Here is a 22,910-nt window from a genome sequence, read left to right on the forward strand (position 1 = left end):
GTCCGCTTTGATCGATATTTGAGAGGAAATCTGACTGAGCACCAGGCCCGTGAACAAAGGTCGCAAGCAATTTTCGATAGCGTCAATATAAGCTTTATCCGTTGATAATCAATGCTGCCACGGAGATTTAATTTTCCGGGAGCTCAACGGCGATGCCGATTTTCTCAATCAACGATATGATTTTACGATACAATATTGAAATTAGCAACCGCTTTGGCAGTTTCGGAAGCCGATGCTGACGCATTGACGACCGTTTTTTCAAACACCAAGCCCGGAGGGTTGCTCCGGGCTTGGTGTATGTCATTGCGGTGGGACGGTCAGAGCGTGCCGGCGCGCTGCTGCGTCATCATGTAGGTGTCGTAGGAATATTCGGCAATCTGGGCCCAGAGATAGGCGTCCTTCTTGAAGGCCTGCTGGCTGTCATAGATCTTCTTGAAGGCCGGGCTCTTGGCCGAGAGCTCGGCATAGGTCTCCATAGCCGCCTTGAAGCAGACATCCATGATCTCGCGGCTGAAAGGCTTCAGGATCGCGCCTTCGGCGACGAGCTTCTTCAGCGCCGTGGCGTTGTGGGCATCGTAATTGGCGAGCATGCTCATGTTAGCCGCAGCGCAGGCGTCGGTGACGATCTGCTGGTAGCTTTTCGGCAGGCTCTTGAATTTTTCGAGATTGAAGAAGGCATGCATGGCCGGGCCGCCTTCCCACCATGCCGGGTAGTAGTAGTACTTGGCGACCTTCACGAAGCCGAGTTTCTGGTCGTCATAGGGGCCGACGAATTCGGTGGCGTCGATCGTGCCCTTTTCGAGCGCCGCATAGACGTCGCCGCCGGCGATCTGCTGCGGGGTGACGCCGACCTTCTGCATGACCTGGCCCGCCAGGCCGGCGATCCGCATCTTCAGGCCCTTGAGGTCATCGATGGTGTTGATTTCCTTGCGGAACCAGCCGCCCATCTGGGTGCCGCTATTGCCGGCCGGCAGGGCATAGAGATTGCGCGGGGCGAGGAATTCGTTGATCAGGTCGTTGCCGCCGCCTGCCGTGAACCATGCATTGGTCATGCGGGCATTGAGGCCGAAGGGAATGGCGGTGCCGAGCGCAAATGCCGGGTCCTGGCCGATGTAATAGTAGGAGCAGGTATGGGCCATCTCGACCGTACCGTTGGCAACCGCGTCTGCCGCCTGCAGCGGCGGCACGATTTCGCCGGCCCCGAATGTCTGGATGGTGAACTTGCCGTCAGTGGCGTTCCTGACGCTGTCGGCGATCTGGTTGGCGGCATTGAAGATGATGTCGAGGCTTTTCGGGAAGGACGAGGTCAGCCGCCAGTTCACCCTGGGGCTTTCCTGGGCAATCGCCGGGGCGGCGAGCGCGGTAGCGGCAGCTGCGCCGACCCCGGCCGTGGCGGCCTGCTTGAAGAAACGTCTGCGGTTCATGAGAATGCTCCTGGGCTTCGGATGCGCGGGCCTCGCGTTATGCCGGTCTTAATCCCATCGTTTCGGGGACGGCAAGCAAATTCCGGACGAAAAAAGCCCGGAGGATCGCTCCGGGCTTTTCGAACCTGATCTGGCAGGGATGGATTACAGCGTGCCCTTGCGCTGCTGCACCATCATGAAGGTGTCATAGCTGTATTCGGCGATCTGGTTCCAGAGATAGCCTTCCTTCTTGAAGGCCTGCTGGCTGTCGTAGATCTTCTTGAAGGCGGCGTTCTTGGCGTTGAGTTCGGCATAGACTTCGAGCGCAGCCTTGTAGCTGGCTTCGAGGATTTCCGGGCTGAACGGCTTCAGGACGGCGCCTTCCGAAACGAGCTGACGCAGCGCCTTGGCATTGCTGGTGTCGTAGCGGGAAAGCATGTTCTGGTTGGCATTGGCGCATGCATCCTTGATCATGCGCTGGTAGCTCTTCGGAAGGGCGTTGAACTTGTCCTTGTTCATGAAGGCGTGGACGGCCGGGCCGCCTTCCCACCATGCCGGGTAGTAGTAGTACTTGGCGACCTTCACGAAGCCGAGTTTCTGGTCGTCATAGGGACCGACGAATTCCGTGGCGTCGATCGTGCCCTTTTCAAGCGCCGCATAGACGTCGCCGCCGGCGATCTGCTGCGGCGTGACGCCGAGTTTCTGCATCACCTGGCCTGCGAGGCCGGCAATGCGCATCTTCAGGCCCTTCAGGTCTTCGATCGTGTTGATTTCCTTGCGGTACCAACCACCCATCTGGGCACCGGTATTGCCGGCCGGCAGCGCGAAGAGATTGTAGCCGCCAAGGAAGTCGTTGAGCAGTTCGTTACCGCCGCCGACCGAGAACCATGCATTGGTCTGGCGGGCGTTGAGACCGAACGGAACGGCGGTACCGAGCGCAAACGTCGGGTCCTTGCCGATATAATAATAGGCGCAGGTATGCGCCATTTCGACGGTGCCGTTGGAAACGGCATCGGCGGCCTGCAGAGCCGGCACGATTTCACCAGCGGAGAAGGTGTGGATCGTAAAGTTGCCGTCCGAGGCTTCCTTGACGCTTTCCGCGATGTCGGTGGCGGCGGACCAGAGGATGTCGGTGTTCTTGGTGAACGACGAGGTCATCCGCCAAGTGATCTTCGGGGATTCCTGGGCAATGGCAGGCGCTGCGAGCGCGGTCGCTGCAGCGGCGCCCACGCCGGCGGTCGCGGCCTGCCGGAAGAAGTTTCTGCGGTTCATGGGATCTATGCCTTCTAAACTTTGGGAGGTGCCCGGATTTTGGCCGCGCGGCGCAGCTCATAGTCCTTTCGTTTCGGGAACAGCAAGAAAAAAATCCGGAAAATTACGCTGCATCGCAGCAATCTTTCCGGATATTGCGCCACGCCTTCCCGCCATCTTTCGATCGCGGGAAGGCAGAAATCCCTTGAAGTTTTCAGGCGAGGCTTTAGTTTAGAATTATTCTAATAAGAGGTTTTTCCATGCTCGCCCGCCTTCTTTCCAGTTCCAAGCGCTCATTCGCCTCCCTCGACGAGAAGGAAATCCTGGCGCTCGCCATCGCTTCGGAAGAAGAGGATGCGCGGATCTATCTCGCCTATGCGGACAATCTCAAGGATCAGTTTCCCGCATCCGCGAAGGTGTTCGAAGACATGGCGGAAGTCGAGCAGACCCACAAGAACATGCTGATCGAGATGTTCCGCTCACGCTTCGGTGAGCGCATCCCGCTGATCCGCCGCGAACATGTACGCGGTTTCTACGAACGCAAGCCGGATTGGCTGACCCGCAACCTGTCGCTCGACACCATCCGGGAACAGGCGGAAGCCATGGAGCAACAGGCTTTCCGGTTTTATACCGAAGCGGCAAAGCAGGTTTCCGACGCCTCGACGCGGCAGTTGCTGGGTGATCTGGCGATTGCCGAACAGGGGCATGAGGATATCGCCCGCATGCTCGGCGACAAGCATGTGACCGACGACGTGAAGACCGAGGAAGACGAGACCGCCCGCCGCCAGTTCATCCTCACCTACGTGCAGCCGGGTCTCGCAGGTCTGATGGACGGTTCGGTTTCGACATTGGCGCCGATCTTTGCTGCGGCCTTTGCGACCGGCGACACCTGGTCGACATTCCTGATCGGCCTCTCGGCCTCGGTCGGTGCCGGCATTTCCATGGGTTTTACGGAAGCCGCCCACGACGACGGCAAGATTTCCGGACGCGGTTCGCCGATCAAGCGTGGGTTTGCCTCCGGCATCATGACGGCGCTCGGCGGCCTCGGCCACACGCTGCCTTACCTGATCCCGCATTTCTGGACCGCGACCATCGTTGCCGCGATCATCGTCTTCTTCGAACTCTGGGCGATCGCCTTTATCCAGAACCGCTACATGGAAACGCCGTTTCTGCGGGCAGTCGTACAGGTGGTGTTTGGCGGATCGCTGGTGCTCGCCGCAGGTATCTTGATCGGGAATGGGTGAAGCGCGACGGCTGCAAGCCGTCAAAACGCTCCGGTGGAGTGTTTTGAGCGCTGAACGCCCTGAGCCAAAGCGAAGGGCCGGGATCCGGCGCGGCACACTCCCGGAGCTCAAACGCGCGGTCGGTAGGCTGCTGGTGTTGCCTGTACCGTCCGCTCACGCAGCCGCTTGTGGCGCCCGCGTCCGGGGTACCTCGAGCGAAAACACCGCGCCGCCGTCATTGTGGGTGGTGAAATGCCCGCCGAGCTGCTTGACGAAATTGGCGATCAGCTTGCTGCCCATGCCGCCGGCCCGGCTGAAGGCCTCGATGCCCGGCCCATCGTCGCGGATGACGAGGCTCAGATTGTCGCCGTCTTCGCGGAGTTCGACGGAAAGCCTGCCGCTTTGCCGACCGGCAAAGGCATATTTGAACGAGTTGGAAACGACTTCGTTGATGATCATCCCGAGCGGCAAAGCCTGCTCCCGATCGACGGTCAACGGCTGCAGCCTGAGATCGAGCACGACGGGCGTCTCATAGCCCGAGGCGATGTCGGTGATCAGCTTGGTGGCATAGGGCGCCACCTCGACCTCTTCGAACTGATCGTTCTGGTAGATCTGTTCGTGCACGGCGATCATCGCGGCAATGCGCCTCGTCATGTCGTCACGAGCATCGACCGGCAAGGCTTGCAGCCGCACGAGCGCCAGCACCGCCTGGAGATTGTTCTTCACCCGGTGATGAATTTCCCGCAGCAGGAAGCGGTTGCGCTCCACCGCCTGCTCCAGTTCTTCGTTGCGGACGGCGGTGCGATAGAGAAGGCGGTTGATCCAGAAGGCGCCGAGGACCAGCAGCGCCATCAACGGCAGCATGATCAGCGCGTCCGACAGGAGATTGCGCCAGAACTGGTCGAGAATTTCCTGCCGTGCGATGGCCGCAAGGGCGATGAGCGGCCAGCCGGAGACCTTCCAGAAGGCGACGATGCGGGCATGGCCGTCGATCGGCGAGACCGGACTGTGGTAGAAGCCGGAGGGCATTTGGCGCGTCATCGGGTACCACGCGGTCGTACTGAGATCGATCGGGCGCGTTGTCGCCGGCCGTCGGGCCATCAGCCAGCCGTCGTCCCTGATGATCAAAATCGTAGAGTTCGGCCCGAGCCCCAACGAGGCCCAGAAGCTGTCCAGGCTCTCGTTCGGGATGGTAATGCTGGCGGCGCCTCGGAAAATCCCGTCTCGGTCGATCCGCCGTGCGATGGTGAAGGATGGCTTGCCGGCACGTTCGTTGTCGAGCAACCGGGTGAAAGTCAGCTCCTGGCCTTGCCTCAGCCTCTTGAAATAGGCGCGTTCGCTGTGATTGTCGGATGCATTGCCAGCGGCACTTCCATCGGCGCTGGAAAAGCGCACGACGCCGGCGTCATCCAGAAGCGAATATTGAAAACCGGCCGGCAGCTGGCCGACAGCCCGCGACAGATCGGCTGCAAGAACAGGCGAGGCATCGATCGGCCGGCTGGCCACCTCTGTTTCGATGCGCCGCAGAGCCTGGTCGCTTGCCTCGATCATCCACTCCAGATGGGCGGCGACCACATGCGCGGACGAGAGCGCGCGAGCTTCGCCTTCCTTCAGGGCATTTCGGTAGTTTTCGAGGACGATGAGCCCGGCGACCGCCAACAGGACAACGAGGAATACACCGGTCAACAGGATCGGGAGGGTGGGCCTCATCGCACGGACCGCGCGGGGCAAACCTGTTATCACCTCGTCACGCACAACCCGCTCCGGTTTCAGAGATTCCCTCCTAGCAGGTTGGGCGCACTGAGGAAATGTCTTCCGATATGGCGATACCAAAACATTCGCCCGCAATCTCATCGGTTGCGGGCGAATGTCAATCGTTACTTAAAGATGCGGGTTATTTCAACGCGCCGACCAGCAGGTCGCGGCCGTTTTCGATGGTGACCCAGCGGCCCGTATTGAACGAGGCCTGGCGCTTCAGGAAGGTGTAGGGCGTCGCAAACCAGGGCTTCACCTCGTTATCGAGGTTGTCGAGGATGAAATCCCCGTCGGACGTGCGCAACGTCAGGACCGCATGGCCTTCGCCGTCCGGTTTGCGGACGACGGTCATCAGGAGATCGGATAGGGCGAAGCCCTGCGCCGCGAGTTCCTTGCGCTTCTCGAGCGCAAAGTCCTCGCAATCGGCGAAATTGCTCGGATAGCTCCAGACCTCTTCGCGGCCGTAGACTTCCTTGTCCGTCTTGGCGATGTAACGAGCGTTGACAGCCCGGTTGATCTGACGGACCGCAGCCCAGCCTTTGGCGCTGACTTTGGGGGAAGGAGCGGAGCGGCTCTTGATGGAACATTCCGCCGCATATTTATGACAGAATTCGTAATGGCCGATCGGCTGGGAGGTGACGGCACCGGTGACCATTGCGGCCATTGGCCTTGGAGCCGGAACTGCAGCACTCACTGGTACAAGTACGCTAACTAGGATCACGGCTATGCGCCGCGCCTGCAAGGCTATCATCATGGACCCGTCCCTTCAAATCCTAATGAAACGTTAAGGGCGGACGGGCGAAAGAGTCAATCAGCGAGTTTTGTTAACGGGTCATCGCTCGCATTATGGTTAAGGCTGCAACATTTTTGTATCAGCCCAAAATTTAATCATTAAATATTAGGGCCGAGACCGCAGCGCGCAATTTTTCGATGTCCTGGGGCCTGGAGAGCCGGTGATCTCCGTCGCGGATCAGCGTCAGGACGACGTCGTCGGCCGGCAGGAATTCGACGAGCTTCAATGCGTGGGCGTAAGGCACGTCCGGATCCTTCATGCCCTGCAGGATGTGAACCGGACAGCCGGTCTCTATAATGCCCGTCATGACCAGATTGCTGCGGCCGTCCTCTATCAGGGCGCGCGTGTAGATGTTGGGCTCCGGGCTGTATTCGGATCGCTCCTCGAGATAACCGCGCTCGGCAAGCGACTGCCGTTCGGCTTCGGTGAGATTGGGCTCGATCAGTTCCGCGGTGAAATCCGGCGCCGGCGCGATCAGCACGATGCCGTCGACCTTCGCGGCCTTCCTGCGTCTCTTCAATTCCTGCACGAGGCGCAGCGCGATCCACCCACCCATCGACGAGCCGACCAGGATGACGCGTTTCGGCTTGATGTCGTCAAGGACGGCGATTGCCTCTTCCAACCAGCGCGAGATCGTCCCGTCACGGAAGGCGCCGCCGGAAGTGCCGTGGCCCGAATAGTCGAACCGGATTGCCGCGAGCCCGAGTTCGCCGGCAAGCGCGTCGAGTTCGACGGCTTTGGTGCCCGTCATGTCCGACCGGTAGCCGCCGAGCCAGACGAAGGCAGGCCCCGCCTTTTTCCTGCGCGCGGCCCGGTGGATGATTGCGATCTCCCGCGCAAGCGTTCCGGAGCCGACGGTGATCGTTTTGCGGGTAAGGTTGGCAGCGTCGGTCATGGTGGAATCCTGAGGTTTTGCCGCGCTTATAAAACAGATTCGCGACATGCGGACAGCAGGTGATTTTTTCGCGCGGCTATGCTATTGACTTCGCCGTAGCGATCACGACATTGCCGTCGGCCGCAAGCCGGGCGCTCTCGATGTGTCGCTGCGGTGCCGAAACAATCTAGGAGAATACGACCATCCGCAGACCATTCAAAACCGATGCCCCTGTTAAGGACGGGCCACGCTCCAACCGGGAAATTCGCATTCCCAAGGTCCAGCTTATCGATGCCGAAGGCTTGAACCTTGGTATCGTTCCGACCGAGCAGGCTCTCAAGATGGCTGAGGACGCCGGCCTCGATCTCGTCGAGATCTCGCCGAACACCGAGCCGCCAGTGTGCAAGATCCTCGACCTGGGCAAGCTGAAATATGCGAACCAGAAGAAAGCGGCAGAAGCCCGCAAGAAGCAGAAGATCGTCGAAATCAAAGAAATCAAGATGCGTCCAAACATCGACACGCATGACTATGACGTGAAGATGAAGGCGATGAACCGCTTCTTTGAAGAAGGCGACAAGGTCAAGGTGACGCTGAAGTTCCGCGGCCGCGAAATGGCCCACCAGGAACTCGGCATGAAGCTCCTGCTTCAGGTCAAGGACGACACCACGGAAATCGCCAAGGTGGAAGCCGAGCCGAAGCTTGAAGGCCGCCAGATGATGATGGTGCTGGCGCCGAAATAAGCGCCCACCGTCGGCCTTTCGCGGATCAACCGGCATTTCGGCCGGGCTTTTGCCGCGTTTTTCTTTCCCATTGCGCTTTCGACCGACTGCGGTTATAAGCGCGCGTTCCGAACGGTCCGGCAGGGCATGCCGTGGCTGTTCTAAAATGCTTGAAACCAGCCTCGTCTGCGGTTTCGATACAAAACTGGAGTAGCAAAATGCCCAAGATGAAGACGAAATCGGCTGCCAAGAAGCGGTTCAAGATCACCGCGACCGGCAAAGTCGTTGCAGCCGCCGCTGGCAAGCGCCACGGCATGATCAAGCGGTCCAACAAGTTCATCCGCGATGCACGCGGAACGATGGTCCTTGCCGAACCCGATGGCAAGAAGGTTATCAAGAACTACCTGCCGAACGGTCTCTGAGACCCCTCGTCACTTTTGGATCAGTTAAGGAGATCATGACATGGCACGCGTAAAACGGGGCGTCACTTCCCGCGCCAAGCACACCAAGACTTTGAAGGCAGCCAAGGGCTTCTACGGCCGCCGCAAGAATACGATCCGTGCAGCCAAGGCTGCCGTCGATCGTTCGCGTCAGTTCGCCACGCGCGACCGTCGCGTCAAGAAGCGCAATTTCCGCGCCCTGTGGATTCAGCGTATCAACGCTGCCGTCCGCGAATCCGGCCTGACCTACGGCCGCTTCATCGACGGCCTCAACAAGGCCGGCATCGAAGTCGACCGCAAGGTTCTCTCCGACATGGCAATCCATGAGCCGGAAGCATTCGGTGCTCTGGTTGCTGCTGCCAAGAAGGCGCTTGATTACCTCAAGGAAGCCGGCACCACCAACGAGTTTGAAAGCGCGGTTCGGTAACCAGCGCTTCCCAAGCTAATTAGCTTTACTGATTTTGGGAAACCCGCGCTGGTTACGGCTGGCGCGGGTTTTTCTTTTGCACTGCGCACGTCATTCCGACAAACAGCCGTCACGACCTCGCAATAGATCTCGCCGAGCATCAAACGGAAGAAACCATGTCCGATCTGGAAAACCTGAAAACTTCGCTTCTGGCGGAAATCGCCGCCGCCAGTGACGAGGCGGCGATCGAGGCCGTGCGCGTCGGCGCTCTCGGCAAGAAGGGCTCCGTCTCCGAACTCCTGAAGACGCTGGGCTCGATGTCGGCGGAAGAGCGCCAGACCCGTGGGGCGGCGATCAACGCGCTGAAGAACGAGATCACCGAGGCCATTGCCGAGCGCAAGACGGTGCTGAGGGACGCTGCGATCGAGGCCCGCCTCAAGGCCGAGACGGTCGACATCTCGCTGCCGGTGCGCTCCTCGCCCGCCGAGCGCGGCCGCATCCATCCTATCAGTCAGATCGTCGACGAGATCACGGCCATCTTCGGCGACATGGGCTTCTCGATCGCCGAAGGTCCGGACGTCGAGACCGACTACTACAACTTCACGGCGCTCAACTTCCCCGAAGGCCATCCGGCCCGCGAGATGCACGACACCTTCTTCTTCCAGCCCGACGAGAATGGCGAGCGCAAGGTCCTGCGCACCCACACCTCGCCGGTGCAGATCCGCACGATGGAATCACAGAAGCCGCCGATCCGCATCATCATCCCCGGCAAGACCTATCGCCAGGATAGCGACGCCACCCACTCGCCGATGTTCCATCAGGTCGAAGGACTGGTCGTCGACCGCAAGTCGCATGTCGGCAACATGCGCTGGATTCTCGAAGAGTTCTGCAAGTCCTTCTTCGAGGTCGACAGCGTCACCATGCGCTTCCGCCCGTCCTTCTTCCCGTTCACCGAACCGAGCTTCGAAGTGGACATCCAGTGCGACCGCTCCGGCCCGATCGTCAAGTTCGGCGAGGGCACCGACTGGATGGAAATTTTGGGCTGCGGCATGGTGCACCCGAACGTGCTGCGCGCCGGCGGGCTCGATCCGGACGAATTCCAGGGCTTTGCCTGGGGCATGGGGCTGGACCGCATCGCCATGCTGAAATACGGCATGCCGGACCTGCGCGACTTCTTCAACGCCGACGTCCGCTGGATGAACCACTACGGTTTCCGCCCGCTCGACATGCCGACGCTGTTCGGTGGGTTGAGCGCCTGAGCCAGAGAGCCTGACGAATGCCGACCCTGCTGATCTGGCATGGATACAAGTTCCGGTTCTACGCTTTGGATGTGGGCGAACCGCCGCATGTCCATATCGTCAAGGATTCAAAATCCCTGAAGGTCTGGCTGAGGAATTTGGAAGTCGCGCAGAATAAAGGGTATAGTGACCAGGAAATTGCGAGGCTGCTGAAGGTAGCCTCGGAACATCGTGATGAATGGCTGGGCGTTTGGCATGACTTCTTTGGCCTTTGAAACTGACGAGATGCGGCCTGTTCGGGCCTGGTGTGCCGACGGCGAAGTTCATGTGGCGCTCGCCGACGGTCGCGTCATCGCGACGCCTCTCTGGTGGTATCCGTTCCTGTCGAAGCTGACCGACAACCAGCTGAACGACATCGAATTGATGTACGAAGGAATCTGGTGGACCGCTGTCGATGAGGGCATTTCGGTGAAAAGCATGTTCCTGGGCATAAAGGCACCCGGTGCCAAGGCACCGGAGAAGGCCGCCTGATCCGATTTTCCTGATGATTTTGAGACGAGAACAAAGACAATGAAATTCACACTCTCCTGGCTGAAGGATCATCTGGAAACGGATGCGACCCTCAATGAGATCTGCGAGCGCCTCACGGCGATCGGGCTTGAGGTCGAGGATGTCGATGACAAGGCGGCCTACAAGCCGTTCGTCATCGCCAGGGTTCTCTCTGCCGAAAAGCACCCGTCCGCGGATCGCCTCAAGGTGCTGATGGTCGATGCCGGTGACGGCAAGCCGGTGCAGGTCGTCTGCGGTGCGCCGAACGCACGCGCCGGTCTGGTCGGCGCGTTTGCGAAACCTGGCACTTACGTTCCGGGCATCGACGTGACGCTGGCCGTCGGCAATATCCGCGGCGTCGAAAGCCATGGCATGATGTGCTCGGAAAAAGAGCTCGACATGTCGGACAATCACGATGGCATCATCGATCTGCCCGAGGATGCTCCGGTCGGCACGCCGTTCGCCTCCTATGCGGGCCTCGACGATCCGGTCATCGAGATCAACCTGACGCCGAACCGTCCGGACTGCACGTCGATCCACGGCATCGCCCGCGATCTGGCGGCGTCGGGCCTCGGCACGCTGAAACCTCAGGCAAAGCCGGACTTCAAGACCGAAGGCCAGACCTCGATCGGCCTCAAGATCGTTCTCGACGACGGGCGGCTCTGCCCCGGTTTCGGCCTGCGCCTCGTGCGCGGCGTCAAAAACGGCCCGAGCCCATTGTGGATGCAGCAGCGGCTGAAGGCGATCGGCCTTCGCCCGATCAACGCGCTGGTCGATATCACCAACTTCATGACCTTCGACCATGGCCGGCCGATGCACGTCTTCGATGCCGCCAAGGTGAAGGGCGACCTGACGGTGCGCCGTGCGTTGGAAGGCGAGACGGTGCTGGCGCTCGATACGCGCGAATACAAGCTGAACCCCGGCAACGTCGTCATCGCCGACGACAACGGCGTGGAATCGATCGGCGGCATCATGGGTGGCGAACATTCGGGCTGCGACGAAAACACCGTCGATGTTCTGATCGAATCGGCTCTCTGGGACCCGATCAACATCGCCAAGTCCGGCCGTTCGCTCGGCATCATCACCGATGCGCGCTACCGGTTCGAACGTGGCGTCGATCCGGAATACATGGTTCCCGGCCTTGACCGCACCACCCAGCTGGTGCTGGAACTCTGCGGCGGCGTGGCCGCGCAAGCGAAAGTCGTGGGTTACAAGGGCCATCAGCCGAAGATCGTCGACTTCCCTTATGCGGAAGTGAAACGCCTGACGGGCCTTGAAGTCTCGACCGAGGAAAGCCGTCATATCCTGACGCGACTTGGTTTCGCGGTCGAAGGTTCCGGAGAACGCGTTTCCGTCACCGTGCCGTCCTGGCGTCCTGACGTCGACGGCAAGGCCGACCTCGTCGAAGAAGTCATGCGCATTCATGGCGTCGACCAGATCAAGCCTGAGCCGATCGAAAAACTCTCGAGCGTCAATGCCAAGATCCTGACAACCCTGCAGATCCGCACCCGCACCGCCAAGCGGGCGCTTGCCTCGCGCGGCATGCTGGAAGCGGTCACCTGGTCGTTCATTCCGGAAGATCAGGCAAAGCTCTTCGGTGGCGGCGCCCGGGCGCTGAAGCTGGCGAACCCGATCGCCGCCGACATGTCCGACATGCGGCCGTCGCTGCTTCCGGGCCTGCTGGCTGCGGCACAGCGAAATGCTGACAAGGGCTTTGGTGACGTGGCGATCTTCGAGGTGTCCGGCACTTACGAGAGCGACAGGCCGGAAGGCCAGCGCCGCGTTGCCGGCGGCATTCGTCGCGGCACGGCTACCATCAACGGCAGCGGCCGTCTCTGGTCGAACACTGCCAAGGGCGGCGGCAAGCTGGTCGATGTGTTCGACGCCAAGGCCGATGCGCTGGCGGTGCTCGAAGCCTGCGGCCTGCCGATGGGCAATGTGCAGATCGAGAAGGGCGCGCCGGAATGGTATCATCCGGGCCGCTCCGGCACCATCAAGATGGGTCCGAAAGTCGTGCTCGGTTATTTCGGTGAATTCCATCCGAAGACGCTGGGTGCCCTGGACGTTTCCGGCGCGCTCTGCGGTTTCGAAGTATTCCTCGATGCCATGCCCGAGCCGAAGAAGAAGGCGACGCGCACCAAGCCGCCGCTTGAGCTTTCACCCTTCCAGGTGGTCAAACGCGACTTCGCTTTCGTGGTTTCGAGCGATGTGGAAGCCGGCGCGATCGTCAAGGCGGCGGTGACCGCCGACCGCAAGCTGATCACCGGCGTCAACGTCTTCGACGTGTTCGAAGGTGCGTCGCTCGGCGAGGGCCGGAAGTCGATTGCGGTCGAAGTGCTGATCCAGCCGGCCGAGCGCACGCTCACCGACGAGGATTTCGACGCGCTGACGGCCAAGATCGTCGCCAATGTCGAAAAGACCACGGGCGGAACCTTGCGCGCCTGAAACGGGTGGCCTGAATCACTTACGAAAGATAGCCTGCCCCGCTGACGAAGCCGGGCAGGCTTTTTGTTTTGGAGGAACGGATGCGCACACCGGGATCGATGAAGGGGCTCGAAGAACTCGGCCGGGTGCGGCTGTCGAAAAACTTCTTCTTCCGCGATTTCCTGTTTTCGGAGATAGCCAATTTCTACGCCATCCCGAACATGCCGGAAGATCCGGACCTGGCTATCGAAGCTGGCCGGCACCTCTGTGAGGAACTGCTGGAACCGCTGCAGGCGACGTTCGGGCGGCTGCATCTGCGCTCCGGTTATCGCTGTGCCAAGGTCAACGAATTCGGCAACAAGAACAATCTCAATTGCTCCTCCAATGCCAACACGGCGGCCGACCATATCTGGGATCGGCGCGATGCCAAGGGCTTCATGGGTGCCACGGCCTGTGTCGTCTTCCCCTGGCTGATCGACAACTATCACGACGACGGCGATTGGCAGAAGATGGCTTGGTGGATCCACGACCACCTGCCTTACTCGTCGATCATGGTCTTTCCGAAACTCTGGGCGATGAACATCCAGTGGCACGAAAAACCTGCCCGGCGGATCCGAAGCTTCGCCGAGCCGCGGGGCGTCCTCACCAAGATCGGACTGCCCAACAACGAAGGCGATCATTCCGAGCACTACATCGGGTTTCCGGCGCTTGAACGGTAAGCGATAGCGGACCGTTCAGGAATGCAGGTGATAGAGCTTGTTGACGATCATCCATCGGCCGTCGATCTTCAGAAGCGAGAGATAATCCGAAAACCGCATGCCGGCGAACTGGTCCACCACCTTGACCGTCGCGGCGTCGCCGGTAACGTCGAGCGTTTCGATCTGGATCAGCGGCTGCGTGCCGGCAGGGGCGGGACCTTCCGAGGTGACCGCCCCGATGAAGTCCTCGAGCGACAGCCACTCGACCGCTCCATCGTAGTTGCCGATGATGCACGCCTTCGGATGAAACGCCTTCCGAAGCGCTGCCTCATGCGCAAACGTCATTCCGTCCACATAGAGATGGATCACCGCCTGAACGGCCCGCTCTTCGGACATCGATTTTCTCCCGTGTTAGCTCCAGCATGCTAACACGGGAAGATGGAAATCCAAGGTTGCGTTAGCAAGAGCAAACTTAACGATTGGTCCAGGCCATCGCCTGCGCCGCATAGCGGGTGCCGGAGAATTTCTCCGGCGCCAGCAGGTCGCCGAGGGTCTTGAGCTCGTCTGCCGACAGCGAAATTTCGGTGGCGGCGACGTTTTGTTCCAGATGCGGGATTTTTCGGGCACCGGGGATGGGCACGATGAAATCGCCCTGGGCGAGAACCCAGGCAAGCGCCAGCTGCGCGGCGGTGACGCCCTTCTGGGCAGCCATGTCCTCCAGCATCTTCACCAGGGCGGCATTGGCGGCCATGTTCTCGGCGCTGAAGCGCGGCAGCGTGTTGCGGAAGTCGTCGGGGCCGAAATCCTCCGGCTTCTGGATCTTGCCTGTGAGGAAACCGCGGCCGAGCGGGCTGAACGGCACGAAACCGATATCGAGTTCGCGGCAGGTTTCGAGGATCTCGCCTTCCGGCTCGCGGGTCCAGAGCGAATATTCGCTCTGCAGGGCGGTGATCGGGTGAACCGCATGGGCGCGGCGGATGGCGTCCGCACCTGCTTCGGAAAGGCCGAGTGCACGCACCTTGCCTTCCTTCACCAGTTCGGCCATCGCGCCCACCGTATCTTCGATCGGCACGTTCGGATCGACACGGTGCTGGTAGAAGAGGTCGATCACCTCGACGCCGAGGCGTTTCAGCGAGGCCTCAGCCACTTCGCGTACATGTTCCGGCCGGCTGTCGAGGCCGGACATGGCCCGGGCGTCGGACGCATTCGGATCGATCTTGAAACCGAACTTGGTGGCGATGACCACTTTGTCGCGGAACGGTTTCAGGCCCTTGCCGACCAGTTCCTCGTTCTTGAAAGGACCGTAGACTTCGGCCGTGTCGAAGAAATTGACGCCGAGATCCACGGCGCGGTGCAGCGTCCTGATCGCTTCCTGTTCGTCCTGGCCGCCGTAACCGTGGCTCATGCCCATGCAGCCGAGGCCGACGGCGGAAACGGTTAGTTCTTTTCCGAGCTTTCTCATTTTCATGAGAGCCTCCTTTTGTGATGGCAGAAAACTGACGGGCGTCTCGTGGCGCCCGTTGGATTGATCAGGCACCGGCCTCGTTGAGTAGTTTCATCTGGTCAGCCGAAAGCGTCAGATTGCCGGCGGCGATGATCGCGTCGAGCTGGCCGACGCTGGTGGCGCTGGCGATCGGCGCGGTGACGCCGCGGGTCTGGACGAGCCACGCGAGCGCGATCGAGGCAGGCTCCGCATTGGTCTCGACCGAGATTTCGTCGAGGGCTGCGAGGATGCGCAGGCCCTTGTCGTTCAGATAACCGAGCGCCCGGCCGCCGCGTGCCTTGCCTTCGGTATCGGCCTTTTCACGGTATTTGCCGGTCAGGAAGCCGGAGGCGAGGCCGTAATAGTTGATGACGCCGATCTCTTCCTTGACGCAGAGATCCGCAAGCGGGCCTTCGAACGTGTCGCGGTCATAGAGATTGTATTGCGGCTGCAGCACGTCGTAGCGCGGCAGGCCGGCCTTCTTGGCTGCGTCGAAAGAGTCCTGCAGCATCTTGGCGTCGAGGTTGGAGCAGCCGATCGCGCGGATCTTGCCCTGTTCCTTCAGCTTGGCGAAGGCGCCGAGCGTTTCCTCGTAAGGTACGGCTTCGTCCGGCCAGTGAGCGAGGTAGAGGTCGATATAGTCGCTCTGCAGGCGGCGCAGGGAGTTTTCGACCTCTTCGAGGATCCACTTGGCGGACAGGTCCTTCCTGCCCTGGCCCATGTCGGAACCCACCTTGGTGACGATGACCGCCTTGTCGCGGGAGACGCCGCCGCTCTTCAGCCACTTGCCGATGATCGCCTCGGACTCGCCGCCGACATGGCCGGGCACCCAGCGATTGTAGCTGTCGGCAGTGTCGATCGTGTTGAAGCCGGCATCGAAGAAACGGTCGAGGATGTCGAACGACGTCCTCTCGTCGGCGGTCCAGCCGAAGACGTTGCCGCCGAGAACGACGGGCGCAATGGAAAGGCCGGTTCGGCCGAGTGCGCGCAGCTCCATGATATTCCTCCAAAATTTTTTAAGTGAGTGGTTGAGCCTGGGAAAGGAGCCTGAGATTAGCCGATGTTCCGCCGCCGACCAGCCCCTATTTTGGGCGGACGATCACTTTTTCAAGCGCCGCATCCGGCGTGCCGTTGCGCTGTTCCCAGCAGGCCAATAAGGTGCGGCAACAATGCCATAGGGAGGCTCACATGCTGCGTTTCGGAATCCTGTCGACTGCCAAGATCGGTCATGAACAGGTGGTGCCGGCGATCCAGGATGCGGAGAACTGCGTCGTCACCGCCTTTGCCAGCCGCGATCTCGCCAAGGCGCGGGCGCTCGCCGACCGTTTCGGCGCCCCGCATGCCTTCGGTTCCTACGACGAGATGCTGGCGTCCGAGGTCATCGACGCCGTCTATATCCCGCTGCCGTCCAGCCAGCATGTCGAATGGTCGATCAAGGCCGCCGAAGCCGGCAAGCATGTGCTCTCCGAAAAGCCGATTGCGATCAAGGCGAGCGAGATCGAAGATCTGATCAAGGTGCGCGATCGCACCGGCAAGCTGATCTGTGAAGCGTTCATGGTCACTTACGCGCCGGTCTGGCTGAAGGTGCGCGAACTCCTGAGCCAAAAGGCGATCGGCGAGCTGAAACACGTGCAGGGCTCGTTCAGCTATTTCAACCGCGACCCGTCCAACATGCGCAACATCCCGGAACTCGGCGGCGGCGCCCTGCCGGATATCGGCGTCTACCCGACGATCACGACCCGTTTCGTCACCGGCCAGGAACCGCAGCGGGTCCAGGCGTGCGTGGACCGCGATCCCGGTTTCGGCACGGATATCTATTCCAGCGTCAAGGCGGATTTCGGTTCGTTCGAAATGACCTTCTACATCGCAACCCAGATGGCCGCCCGCCAGCTGATGGTCTTCCACGGTACCGAGGGGTATATCGAGGTCAAGTCACCCTTCAATGCCGGCCGCTGGGGCGCCGAGGAAATCGAACTCACCAACCAGAACCACGCGGTGTCGCAGATCTTCCGCTTCCCGGACAGCCGGCAATACAAGCGCCAGGCGGAGGCCTTCGCGAAGGCCGCCAGGGGCGAGCCGGTCGAAGTCGTGACGCTCGAGAATTCGCTGGCGAACCAGAAGTTCATCGACGCGATCTATCGCGCCGGCGGGCACGACGGCTGGGAAGCGGTCTAGTTCCGTCAGCGGCGGATGCGATATAGCCCGAAGCCGCCGAAGATGAGTGTGCAGGCCCAGGAAAAGCCGAGATGCACGAGCGGCTGCACATGCGGCGCGCGCGAAGCCAGCGCTGAAAAAACTCCGTAGTTAAGGACAAGGCCGACCGCAACGAGCGGCCAGAAACCCGGCTGGCGTGCTTGATCCCGAGCCATAGGAGCGATCCTGTGCAGGATCAGCGCGGCAACCAGGCCCGCACCGAGCGATATCAGCCGGTCTATCAGCGTGCCGGCCTCGGTCGCCGTAGTCAGCAGCTGCAGGAGCAGCGCATCGACGATGATCAGCAGCGCGAGGAGAATGGCAAACCGGACGCGGTTGGTCATCCTGCGGTCAGCCGTTGATCGCCAGCAGACCGGCGAAGATCAGCACGGTTCCGAGCGCATATCGAAACGTCAGCGGCTCGCCGAAGAACAATTGCGCCAGCAGCGGCACGAAGCAGAATGTCAGCCCCATGAAGGAATAGGCGAGCGTCAACGGCACGGATTTCAGCACGTAGATCCAGACGATCGTGCCGAAACCGTAAAGCGCCAATGCTGCGATCAGCACCGGATTGGCGGCAAGTGCCAACAGCCCCCGCAGCGAGAAGTCTCCGACAGTGGAGCTGGTCATCTTGAAGAGAACCTGCCCCATGGCGATCAGCAGCGGCGTTCCGAGAAGCCCGAGCCAGGTGATGGGGGAAAGCGAGGCGAACATCGAATATCCTCAGCCCGGCCGGTCTTCGCTGTAGAAGATATCGCGGCCGATATCCTCGCAGACATAGACTTCCGGCACCGGATGGGCGGCGCGCAGGAAGGAATGGGTGTAGGCGAAGAAGTTGAAATGCGGATTGAACGTGTAGCGGGATTCCCGTTCGCGCGGCACGACGATGATCAGCCGCTTTTTGGCGATCCGCCGCAGTTCCGCAATCGCCTTTTGATATTCCAGAACATGTTCGATCACATGGGTACAGACCACCGTGTCGAACTCGCCATCGGCAAACGGCAGGTCCTCGATCTTGGCGGCGACATATTCGACGCCTTCGATGGCAGCCGCGTCCTCGACGACGAAATCGACGCCGACCAGACGCGTGAGTTCGGGATGGGCGGCGCGGATATGGGTGAGCAGGGCGCCGGTGCCACAGCCGACATCGCAGACGCTGGTCCCGGTGAGCATGGAATTGATGCGCCGGATGCAGGCCGCCGAATTGTCCGTGCCTTCATGGACGCGCGGATGGTTGCGGTAGAGGTCCGCATATTCCTCCGCGGTCAGGAAAGGCGCCCGCTCCCGAAAGCTGGCGAGATGGCTGATATGGTCGCCCCAGACGCGCTTGGCGAGCCAGAGGAAAAGCGGCGAATCCCGCAGGATCGGCGGCAGCAAATCCTCGATGACGAAGCGGATGCGGTTGGTGGTTTCCCGGTTCATGCCGCTTTGGTCCTGCGCCGCTCGGGCTTGGCGGGCTGGGCCGTGATCGGCGCAGGATCGGCGGCATGGGCGCTGGCCGGCAGGCTCATATAATGGATACGGAGCTGTTCGGCCCGCGCGCGCGACACGGAATCGAGAATCAGCCCGGCGGTGAAGATCAGCAGCGAAACCAGCATCAGCACCAGTGAGAAAACCCAGGTGGGCATGCGCTCCACCAGGCCGGTCTGGAAATAGGCGACCAACACCGGCGCCATGAAGATCAGGCTCGCCGCCATGAAGGCGCCGCTGATCAGGCCGAAAAACGCGAAGGGCCGCGTTTCCTTCATCAGCATCGCAAACATCCAGAGGATCTTGGCGCCGTCCTTGAAGGTCGAGAGCTTGGAATGCGAGCCTTCCGGGCGCCTTCCGTAGTGGAGCTCGATCTCGCAGACCGGCAGCTTGAGCAGCGAGGCATGCACCGACATTTCGGTCTCGATCTCGAACCCGCCTGAGACCGCCGGAAAGCTCTTTACGAACCGGCGCGAGAAGGCCCGGTAACCGGAGAAGATGTCGGTGAAGTCAGGCGCGAACATCGTCCGGTAGAGGAAGTTGAACAGCCGGTTGCCCGCCGCATGACCCTGCCGCCCGGCATCCGCATGTACGCCGCGCCGAGTGCCGACCACCATGTCGGCGCGCTCGGTCAAGAGCGTGCGGACCAATTCTTCCGCATCCTGCGGCGCATAAGTGCCGTCTCCGTCGGCCATGATGTAGATGTCCGCATCGATGTCGGCGAACATGCGACGCACCACATGGCCCTTGCCCTGCCGCCGCTCGCGCATCACCAGCGCCCCTGCAAGCATGGCCTGGAGGGCTGTGCCGTCCGTGGAATTGTTGTCGTAGACAAAGATCCGGGCGCCCGGCAGAGCCTCGCGAAAGCCACGCACCACGCCGGCGATAGTCATCGCTTCGTTATAACAGGGCAGCAGGATTGCGATGTCGAAATGGCCGGTCAGGGCGTCGGTCATGTTGTTCACTCGATACACTGAAAACCGAACGCGGGAGTCTCCCGTGCCGCAGGCTTTACTATTTCTTGGGAAGGTTAAGGCTAGGTTTCCTCGACCCCCGAAACAGGCGAAAAGTCCGCACCAGGATGACGGAAAACATGGCAGACAGATCCTTATCGAGGGCGCCAGGCCAGCCCGTTGTGCCGCTATTGTCGCGGCTTCTGCCTGCGGTGGCTCTTTATGCGCTCATCGCTGCCGCAATAGCTCTCTCGTTTCTTCTCTCGGACGCTACTAAGGATTACGTCGGAGCCGACAATGACGACGTCATGCGGCTCGTCGAGGTCAGGGATTTTCTCGGTGGCCAGAACTGGTTCGATCTAACCCAGTACCGGCTCGGCCTCGAGGGCGGCACGCTGATGCACTGGTCGCGGTTGATCGATCTGCCGATTGCGCTGCTGATCCGGTTGTTTTCGCTCTTCCTCACGCCGGATAAGGCCGAAGTCGTCGTCGTCACGATCTGGCCTCTTCTTCTGGTGCCGCTTATGCTTCTGCCGCTCGGCCTGGCTGTCCGCCGGCTGGCGGGCGTCGCGGCCATGCATATCGCACTCGGTCTCGGTGCGCTCTTCGCCCTCGGCTGCGTCCGCTTCAAGCCTGGTTCCATCGACCATCACAATGTCCAGCTCATGCTCGTCATGTGGATCGCCGCCATGCTGGTCGATCCGCAGAGGCGGGCGTCGAGCTATATCGTCGCTGCCATCGCCTGTGCGCTGGCATTGGCGATCGGCGTCGAAACGACGCCTTTTGTTGCCGTCGTCTGTGTCTGCGTCGCGTTTCCGTGGGTTTGGCACGGCCGGGCATTTTCCCGATCGGCCCGTTTCTTCGGCCTGTCGCTGGCGCTGTCCGTCTCGGCGGCCTTCTTCCTGACGATCCCGCCGCGTGCCTATGCGGTCGTCACCTGCGACAACTTTTCGCTCGGTTTCTATGCCCTTTCCGCTCTCGGAGGGGCGGCGCTGTTTCTCCTCGCGAGCCTGCCGAGACAACCAGGTCGTATCGTCCGCATCGCGCTGGCCGGCGGCACCGGCGGTCTCCTTCTTCTGACTACCCGCATCATCGCGCCGCAATGCCTCGCCGATCCGTTGAGCACGCTCGATCCGCTGTTGGTCGAGCTTTGGCTGAACGGCGTGACGGAGGCGCGTTCGTTTCTGGCGGAGGCCCGGGCCGAGCCGGAAATGGTGGGCGGATTCTACGCGGTCGGGCTTTTTGCGATCATGGTCTGCCTTGTCCGCAGCCTGAGGCGGGAGAAGACGGAGCTCCATCTCGTGCTTCTGGCGCTGATCGGGGCGTCATGGGGGATCGCGCTGCTGCAGGTGCGTGGCGCTTTCTTTTCCAACATGCTGGCCATCCTGCCGTTGTCGCTTCTGATCGCCGATCTGCGGCGCGCCTCCGCGGCCGATCCGAAAAATCCCAGCGCCGCCTTTGCCTATATCAGCACGGTGCTGATGTCCGTGCCGGTCGTCTGGGCCCTGGGCGGCGTCCTTGCGGTGCATGGCTGGAAACAGGCGGCCGACATGCGGGCACTTTCGAGTGCCGGCATATCCGATGGCGAAGTCGGTGAGTGCGGCGATCCGGCGGATATGGTCGCGTTGAACACATTGCCTGCGGGCGTCATAGTCGCGCCCTCGAACAGCGGGGCGGATATCCTGCGCTGGACCCCCCACAGGGTTCTGACGGCACCCTATCACCGCAACCAGAAAGGCATGCTGACCGAACTTTATATCGGTCTCGCTCAGCCGGGCGAGGCAAAGGCCTTTATGAGAGGGGCCGGCGTGACGGCGCTGGCCTTCTGCAAGACCGATCCGCAGACGGACGCCCTGATCAGGCGCAAGCCGGACGGGCTCTATGCCAATCTCGCCCGCGGCCAGGTGCCCGATTATCTGCAGCCGTTCGGACAACCGAGCAAAAGCGGTTTTCGCCTCTACAAGGTACTGCCGGACAAGAATTGATTGCGGGGATGAAATGCGCTCACGCCGCGCGGCGGATATTCAGAGCGAAAAGGCCGGTGAGGAACCCGATCAGGCCGGCATTGTAGCCGAGGATGGCAATCAGCAGATTGAAATAGGACGCCGGGCCGGGTGATACGGCGGTCGCGAGCGCGAATGTCGCGGTGATCATGACGCCGATAAAAGCGATCGAGAATGCGGACCGCATCATGCCGACGCAAATGCCAATCGATGCAGCGGTCAGGAAAAGCACTCGGATATCTCCTCATCCACCTCAAGGGAACGAGCCTATTAGCAACGTGCTAATAAACGCTTTCGTTCCAACGCATGACGGGCGTCAAGGCACGCGACGACTTCGATACGATCTGATTCGGTGCGGTTAAGCCATGTTCAGTGGCTCTGGCATTCGCCTGAAGCGCCACGATCCACAAGATATGGCATCAATGAGCGTGGCAGGTCTCCTCGCCAGATAAGCCGGACATGGTAGCCCGAGACCGGACAGGTGAGGGCGACGACCTCGCCTTCGAATTCGGCCGTTTCGCCTGTCGGCTTGCGGATGATGCCGTCACCAGAGACGGCATCGAACGCAATGCCGATCTCGCCGAGCACGGACATGGCCTGCTGCCTGTCCTCGAAACGCAGCAGCAAGGGTTTAGGCCGCATCGCTGCCCACCGTTTCCCTCAGACGAGTCCGGCGATCGCCACCGCCGTCGTGCCGGTCGCAAACACGCGGGTTACCCGCAACGGAAGCAGGCCGCCAGCCGGTACGTTCGAAAGTGTCAGTGTCTCGCCGGACAGCATGCGGACGGACAGATGGCCCCCGGTCCCCACATAGAGCGCGCGCGTTGTCTCCGGCAGGTCGGCGCTGTCGCTGGGCGTGATCGCAAATCCGGAGGCGGCGGGGCCGGAGAGCGAGGCTTGAGTATTGGCGAAACGGTCTGGCATGGACGAGATCTCCTTGAATATCGCTTGCCGTCATTGTCGCTTTCCTCTCTCCGGTGGGGAAAATGCGAGGCTCTAAAAAAGTGCTGTGCCGGAAGTTTCCGGCCTCTCCAG

At 61.0% G+C, this 22,910-nt stretch carries 26 protein-coding genes; 11 read left to right on the forward strand and 15 right to left on the reverse strand.

The features are described 5' to 3' along the window. Window positions 1-317 precede the first annotated feature (317 nt). Both LZK81_RS02035 and LZK81_RS02040 read right to left on the reverse strand, forming a co-directional pair. Window positions 318-1,424 (reverse strand): TRAP transporter substrate-binding protein, encoded by a 1,107-nt coding sequence (locus LZK81_RS02035; RefSeq protein ID WP_046625553.1) that lies wholly within the window; start codon window positions 1,422-1,424, stop codon window positions 318-320. A 144-nt stretch (window positions 1,425-1,568) separates the two neighbouring features. Next, window positions 1,569-2,675, reverse strand: coding sequence for a TRAP transporter substrate-binding protein (locus tag LZK81_RS02040; RefSeq protein ID WP_037079698.1), 1,107 nt, complete (start codon window positions 2,673-2,675; stop codon window positions 1,569-1,571). A 239-nt stretch (window positions 2,676-2,914) separates the two neighbouring features. Here LZK81_RS02040 and mbfA point away from each other — a divergent pair, with 239 nt between their 5' ends. Further along, entirely contained in the window at window positions 2,915-3,898 is a 984-nt protein-coding gene (gene mbfA, locus LZK81_RS02045) for an iron exporter MbfA (RefSeq protein WP_046603004.1), read from the forward strand. A 153-nt stretch (window positions 3,899-4,051) separates the two neighbouring features. On the opposite strand, the gene LZK81_RS02050 is transcribed toward mbfA, so the two are convergent. The 3 genes from LZK81_RS02050 to LZK81_RS02060 form a co-directional block, all read right to left on the reverse strand. Then, window positions 4,052-5,587 (reverse strand): sensor histidine kinase, encoded by a 1,536-nt coding sequence (locus LZK81_RS02050; RefSeq protein WP_233955042.1) that lies wholly within the window; start codon window positions 5,585-5,587, stop codon window positions 4,052-4,054. Window positions 5,588-5,771: 184 nt separating this feature from the next. Further along, window positions 5,772-6,386 carry a transglutaminase-like cysteine peptidase gene (locus tag LZK81_RS02055; protein WP_046603006.1) on the reverse strand — a complete coding sequence of 205 codons (615 nt, stop codon included), beginning with the start codon at window positions 6,384-6,386 and terminating at the stop codon, window positions 5,772-5,774. A 130-nt stretch (window positions 6,387-6,516) separates the two neighbouring features. Continuing rightward, the gene (locus LZK81_RS02060; protein ID WP_233955043.1) at window positions 6,517-7,320 is read right to left on the reverse strand and encodes an alpha/beta hydrolase; all 804 of its coding nucleotides are present in this window, start codon (window positions 7,318-7,320) and stop codon (window positions 6,517-6,519) included. Window positions 7,321-7,502: 182 nt separating this feature from the next. On the opposite strand from LZK81_RS02060, the gene infC reads away from it, so the two are divergent. The 8 genes from infC (at window position 7,503) to LZK81_RS02100 (ending at window position 13,794) form a co-directional block, all read left to right on the forward strand. Further along, window positions 7,503-8,039, forward strand: a complete 537-nt coding sequence (gene infC / locus LZK81_RS02065; protein ID WP_046603008.1) for a translation initiation factor IF-3 — start codon at window positions 7,503-7,505, stop codon at window positions 8,037-8,039. Window positions 8,040-8,236: 197 nt separating this feature from the next. After that, the gene (rpmI, locus tag LZK81_RS02070) at window positions 8,237-8,440 is read left to right on the forward strand and encodes a 50S ribosomal protein L35 (protein ID WP_037079683.1); all 204 of its coding nucleotides are present in this window, start codon (window positions 8,237-8,239) and stop codon (window positions 8,438-8,440) included. A 40-nt stretch (window positions 8,441-8,480) separates the two neighbouring features. After that, window positions 8,481-8,885, forward strand: a complete 405-nt coding sequence (gene rplT, locus LZK81_RS02075) for a 50S ribosomal protein L20 (protein WP_037079680.1) — start codon at window positions 8,481-8,483, stop codon at window positions 8,883-8,885. A 155-nt stretch (window positions 8,886-9,040) separates the two neighbouring features. After that, window positions 9,041-10,123 (forward strand): phenylalanine--tRNA ligase subunit alpha, encoded by a 1,083-nt coding sequence (gene pheS, locus LZK81_RS02080; protein WP_233955044.1) that lies wholly within the window; start codon window positions 9,041-9,043, stop codon window positions 10,121-10,123. A 17-nt stretch (window positions 10,124-10,140) separates the two neighbouring features. After that, complete coding sequence (locus LZK81_RS02085) at window positions 10,141-10,377, forward strand: DUF4160 domain-containing protein (protein WP_046603010.1); 237 nt, start codon at window positions 10,141-10,143, stop codon at window positions 10,375-10,377. After that, window positions 10,337-10,633 (forward strand): DUF2442 domain-containing protein, encoded by a 297-nt coding sequence (locus tag LZK81_RS02090; protein ID WP_007751839.1) that lies wholly within the window; start codon window positions 10,337-10,339, stop codon window positions 10,631-10,633. Before LZK81_RS02085 ends, LZK81_RS02090 begins: the two co-directional genes overlap by 41 nt. A gap of 39 nt (window positions 10,634-10,672) precedes the next feature. After that, window positions 10,673-13,096 carry a phenylalanine--tRNA ligase subunit beta gene (gene pheT, locus LZK81_RS02095; protein ID WP_233955045.1) on the forward strand — a complete coding sequence of 808 codons (2,424 nt, stop codon included), beginning with the start codon at window positions 10,673-10,675 and terminating at the stop codon, window positions 13,094-13,096. 80 nt (window positions 13,097-13,176) lie between these two features. Continuing rightward, window positions 13,177-13,794: a hypothetical protein gene (locus tag LZK81_RS02100; protein ID WP_233955046.1), complete on the forward strand. Its 618-nt coding sequence runs from the start codon at window positions 13,177-13,179 to the stop codon at window positions 13,792-13,794. 15 nt (window positions 13,795-13,809) lie between these two features. On the opposite strand, the gene LZK81_RS02105 is transcribed toward LZK81_RS02100, so the two are convergent. The 3 genes from LZK81_RS02105 to LZK81_RS02115 form a co-directional block, all read right to left on the reverse strand. Beyond that, complete coding sequence (locus tag LZK81_RS02105) at window positions 13,810-14,169, reverse strand: nuclear transport factor 2 family protein (protein WP_046603014.1); 360 nt, start codon at window positions 14,167-14,169, stop codon at window positions 13,810-13,812. Between the two features lie 76 nt (window positions 14,170-14,245). Continuing rightward, complete coding sequence (locus LZK81_RS02110) at window positions 14,246-15,241, reverse strand: aldo/keto reductase (RefSeq protein WP_233955047.1); 996 nt, start codon at window positions 15,239-15,241, stop codon at window positions 14,246-14,248. Between the two features lie 61 nt (window positions 15,242-15,302). Further along, on the reverse strand, window positions 15,303-16,253 hold the full coding sequence (locus LZK81_RS02115; protein ID WP_233955048.1) for an aldo/keto reductase: 951 nt from the start codon (window positions 16,251-16,253) through the stop codon (window positions 15,303-15,305). Between the two features lie 191 nt (window positions 16,254-16,444). Here LZK81_RS02115 and LZK81_RS02120 point away from each other — a divergent pair, with 191 nt between their 5' ends. Next, window positions 16,445-17,431, forward strand: coding sequence for a Gfo/Idh/MocA family protein (locus tag LZK81_RS02120; RefSeq protein ID WP_233955049.1), 987 nt, complete (start codon window positions 16,445-16,447; stop codon window positions 17,429-17,431). 5 nt (window positions 17,432-17,436) lie between these two features. Here LZK81_RS02120 and LZK81_RS02125 read toward each other — a convergent pair whose 3' ends face one another. Genes LZK81_RS02125 through LZK81_RS02140 form a run of 4 tightly spaced genes read right to left on the reverse strand, consistent with a single transcriptional unit; the run spans window position 17,437 to window position 19,875 of the window. Further along, window positions 17,437-17,793: a hypothetical protein gene (locus tag LZK81_RS02125; RefSeq protein WP_233955050.1), complete on the reverse strand. Its 357-nt coding sequence runs from the start codon at window positions 17,791-17,793 to the stop codon at window positions 17,437-17,439. A 7-nt stretch (window positions 17,794-17,800) separates the two neighbouring features. Further along, entirely contained in the window at window positions 17,801-18,163 is a 363-nt protein-coding gene (locus LZK81_RS02130) for a transporter (protein ID WP_233955051.1), read from the reverse strand. A 9-nt stretch (window positions 18,164-18,172) separates the two neighbouring features. After that, window positions 18,173-18,871 carry a class I SAM-dependent methyltransferase gene (locus LZK81_RS02135; RefSeq protein ID WP_233955052.1) on the reverse strand — a complete coding sequence of 233 codons (699 nt, stop codon included), beginning with the start codon at window positions 18,869-18,871 and terminating at the stop codon, window positions 18,173-18,175. Then, window positions 18,868-19,875, reverse strand: coding sequence for a glycosyltransferase (locus LZK81_RS02140; RefSeq protein ID WP_046609602.1), 1,008 nt, complete (start codon window positions 19,873-19,875; stop codon window positions 18,868-18,870). The genes LZK81_RS02135 and LZK81_RS02140 overlap by 4 nt, the downstream gene beginning before the upstream one ends. A gap of 137 nt (window positions 19,876-20,012) precedes the next feature. On the opposite strand from LZK81_RS02140, the gene LZK81_RS02145 reads away from it, so the two are divergent. Beyond that, entirely contained in the window at window positions 20,013-21,857 is a 1,845-nt protein-coding gene (locus LZK81_RS02145; protein ID WP_233955053.1) for a hypothetical protein, read from the forward strand. A gap of 19 nt (window positions 21,858-21,876) precedes the next feature. Here LZK81_RS02145 and LZK81_RS02150 read toward each other — a convergent pair whose 3' ends face one another. From LZK81_RS02150 to LZK81_RS02160, 3 genes are all read right to left on the reverse strand, one after another. After that, window positions 21,877-22,107, reverse strand: coding sequence for a hypothetical protein (locus LZK81_RS02150; RefSeq protein WP_046609508.1), 231 nt, complete (start codon window positions 22,105-22,107; stop codon window positions 21,877-21,879). A gap of 137 nt (window positions 22,108-22,244) precedes the next feature. Continuing rightward, entirely contained in the window at window positions 22,245-22,517 is a 273-nt protein-coding gene (locus LZK81_RS02155) for a hypothetical protein (protein ID WP_233955054.1), read from the reverse strand. 18 nt (window positions 22,518-22,535) lie between these two features. Then, complete coding sequence (locus LZK81_RS02160) at window positions 22,536-22,799, reverse strand: spike base protein, RCAP_Rcc01079 family (protein ID WP_046603024.1); 264 nt, start codon at window positions 22,797-22,799, stop codon at window positions 22,536-22,538. Window positions 22,800-22,910: the final 111 nt, after the last annotated feature.

This window comes from Neorhizobium galegae (assembly GCF_021391675.1).
GTDB classification, from domain to species: Bacteria; Pseudomonadota; Alphaproteobacteria; order Rhizobiales; family Rhizobiaceae; genus Neorhizobium; species Neorhizobium galegae_B.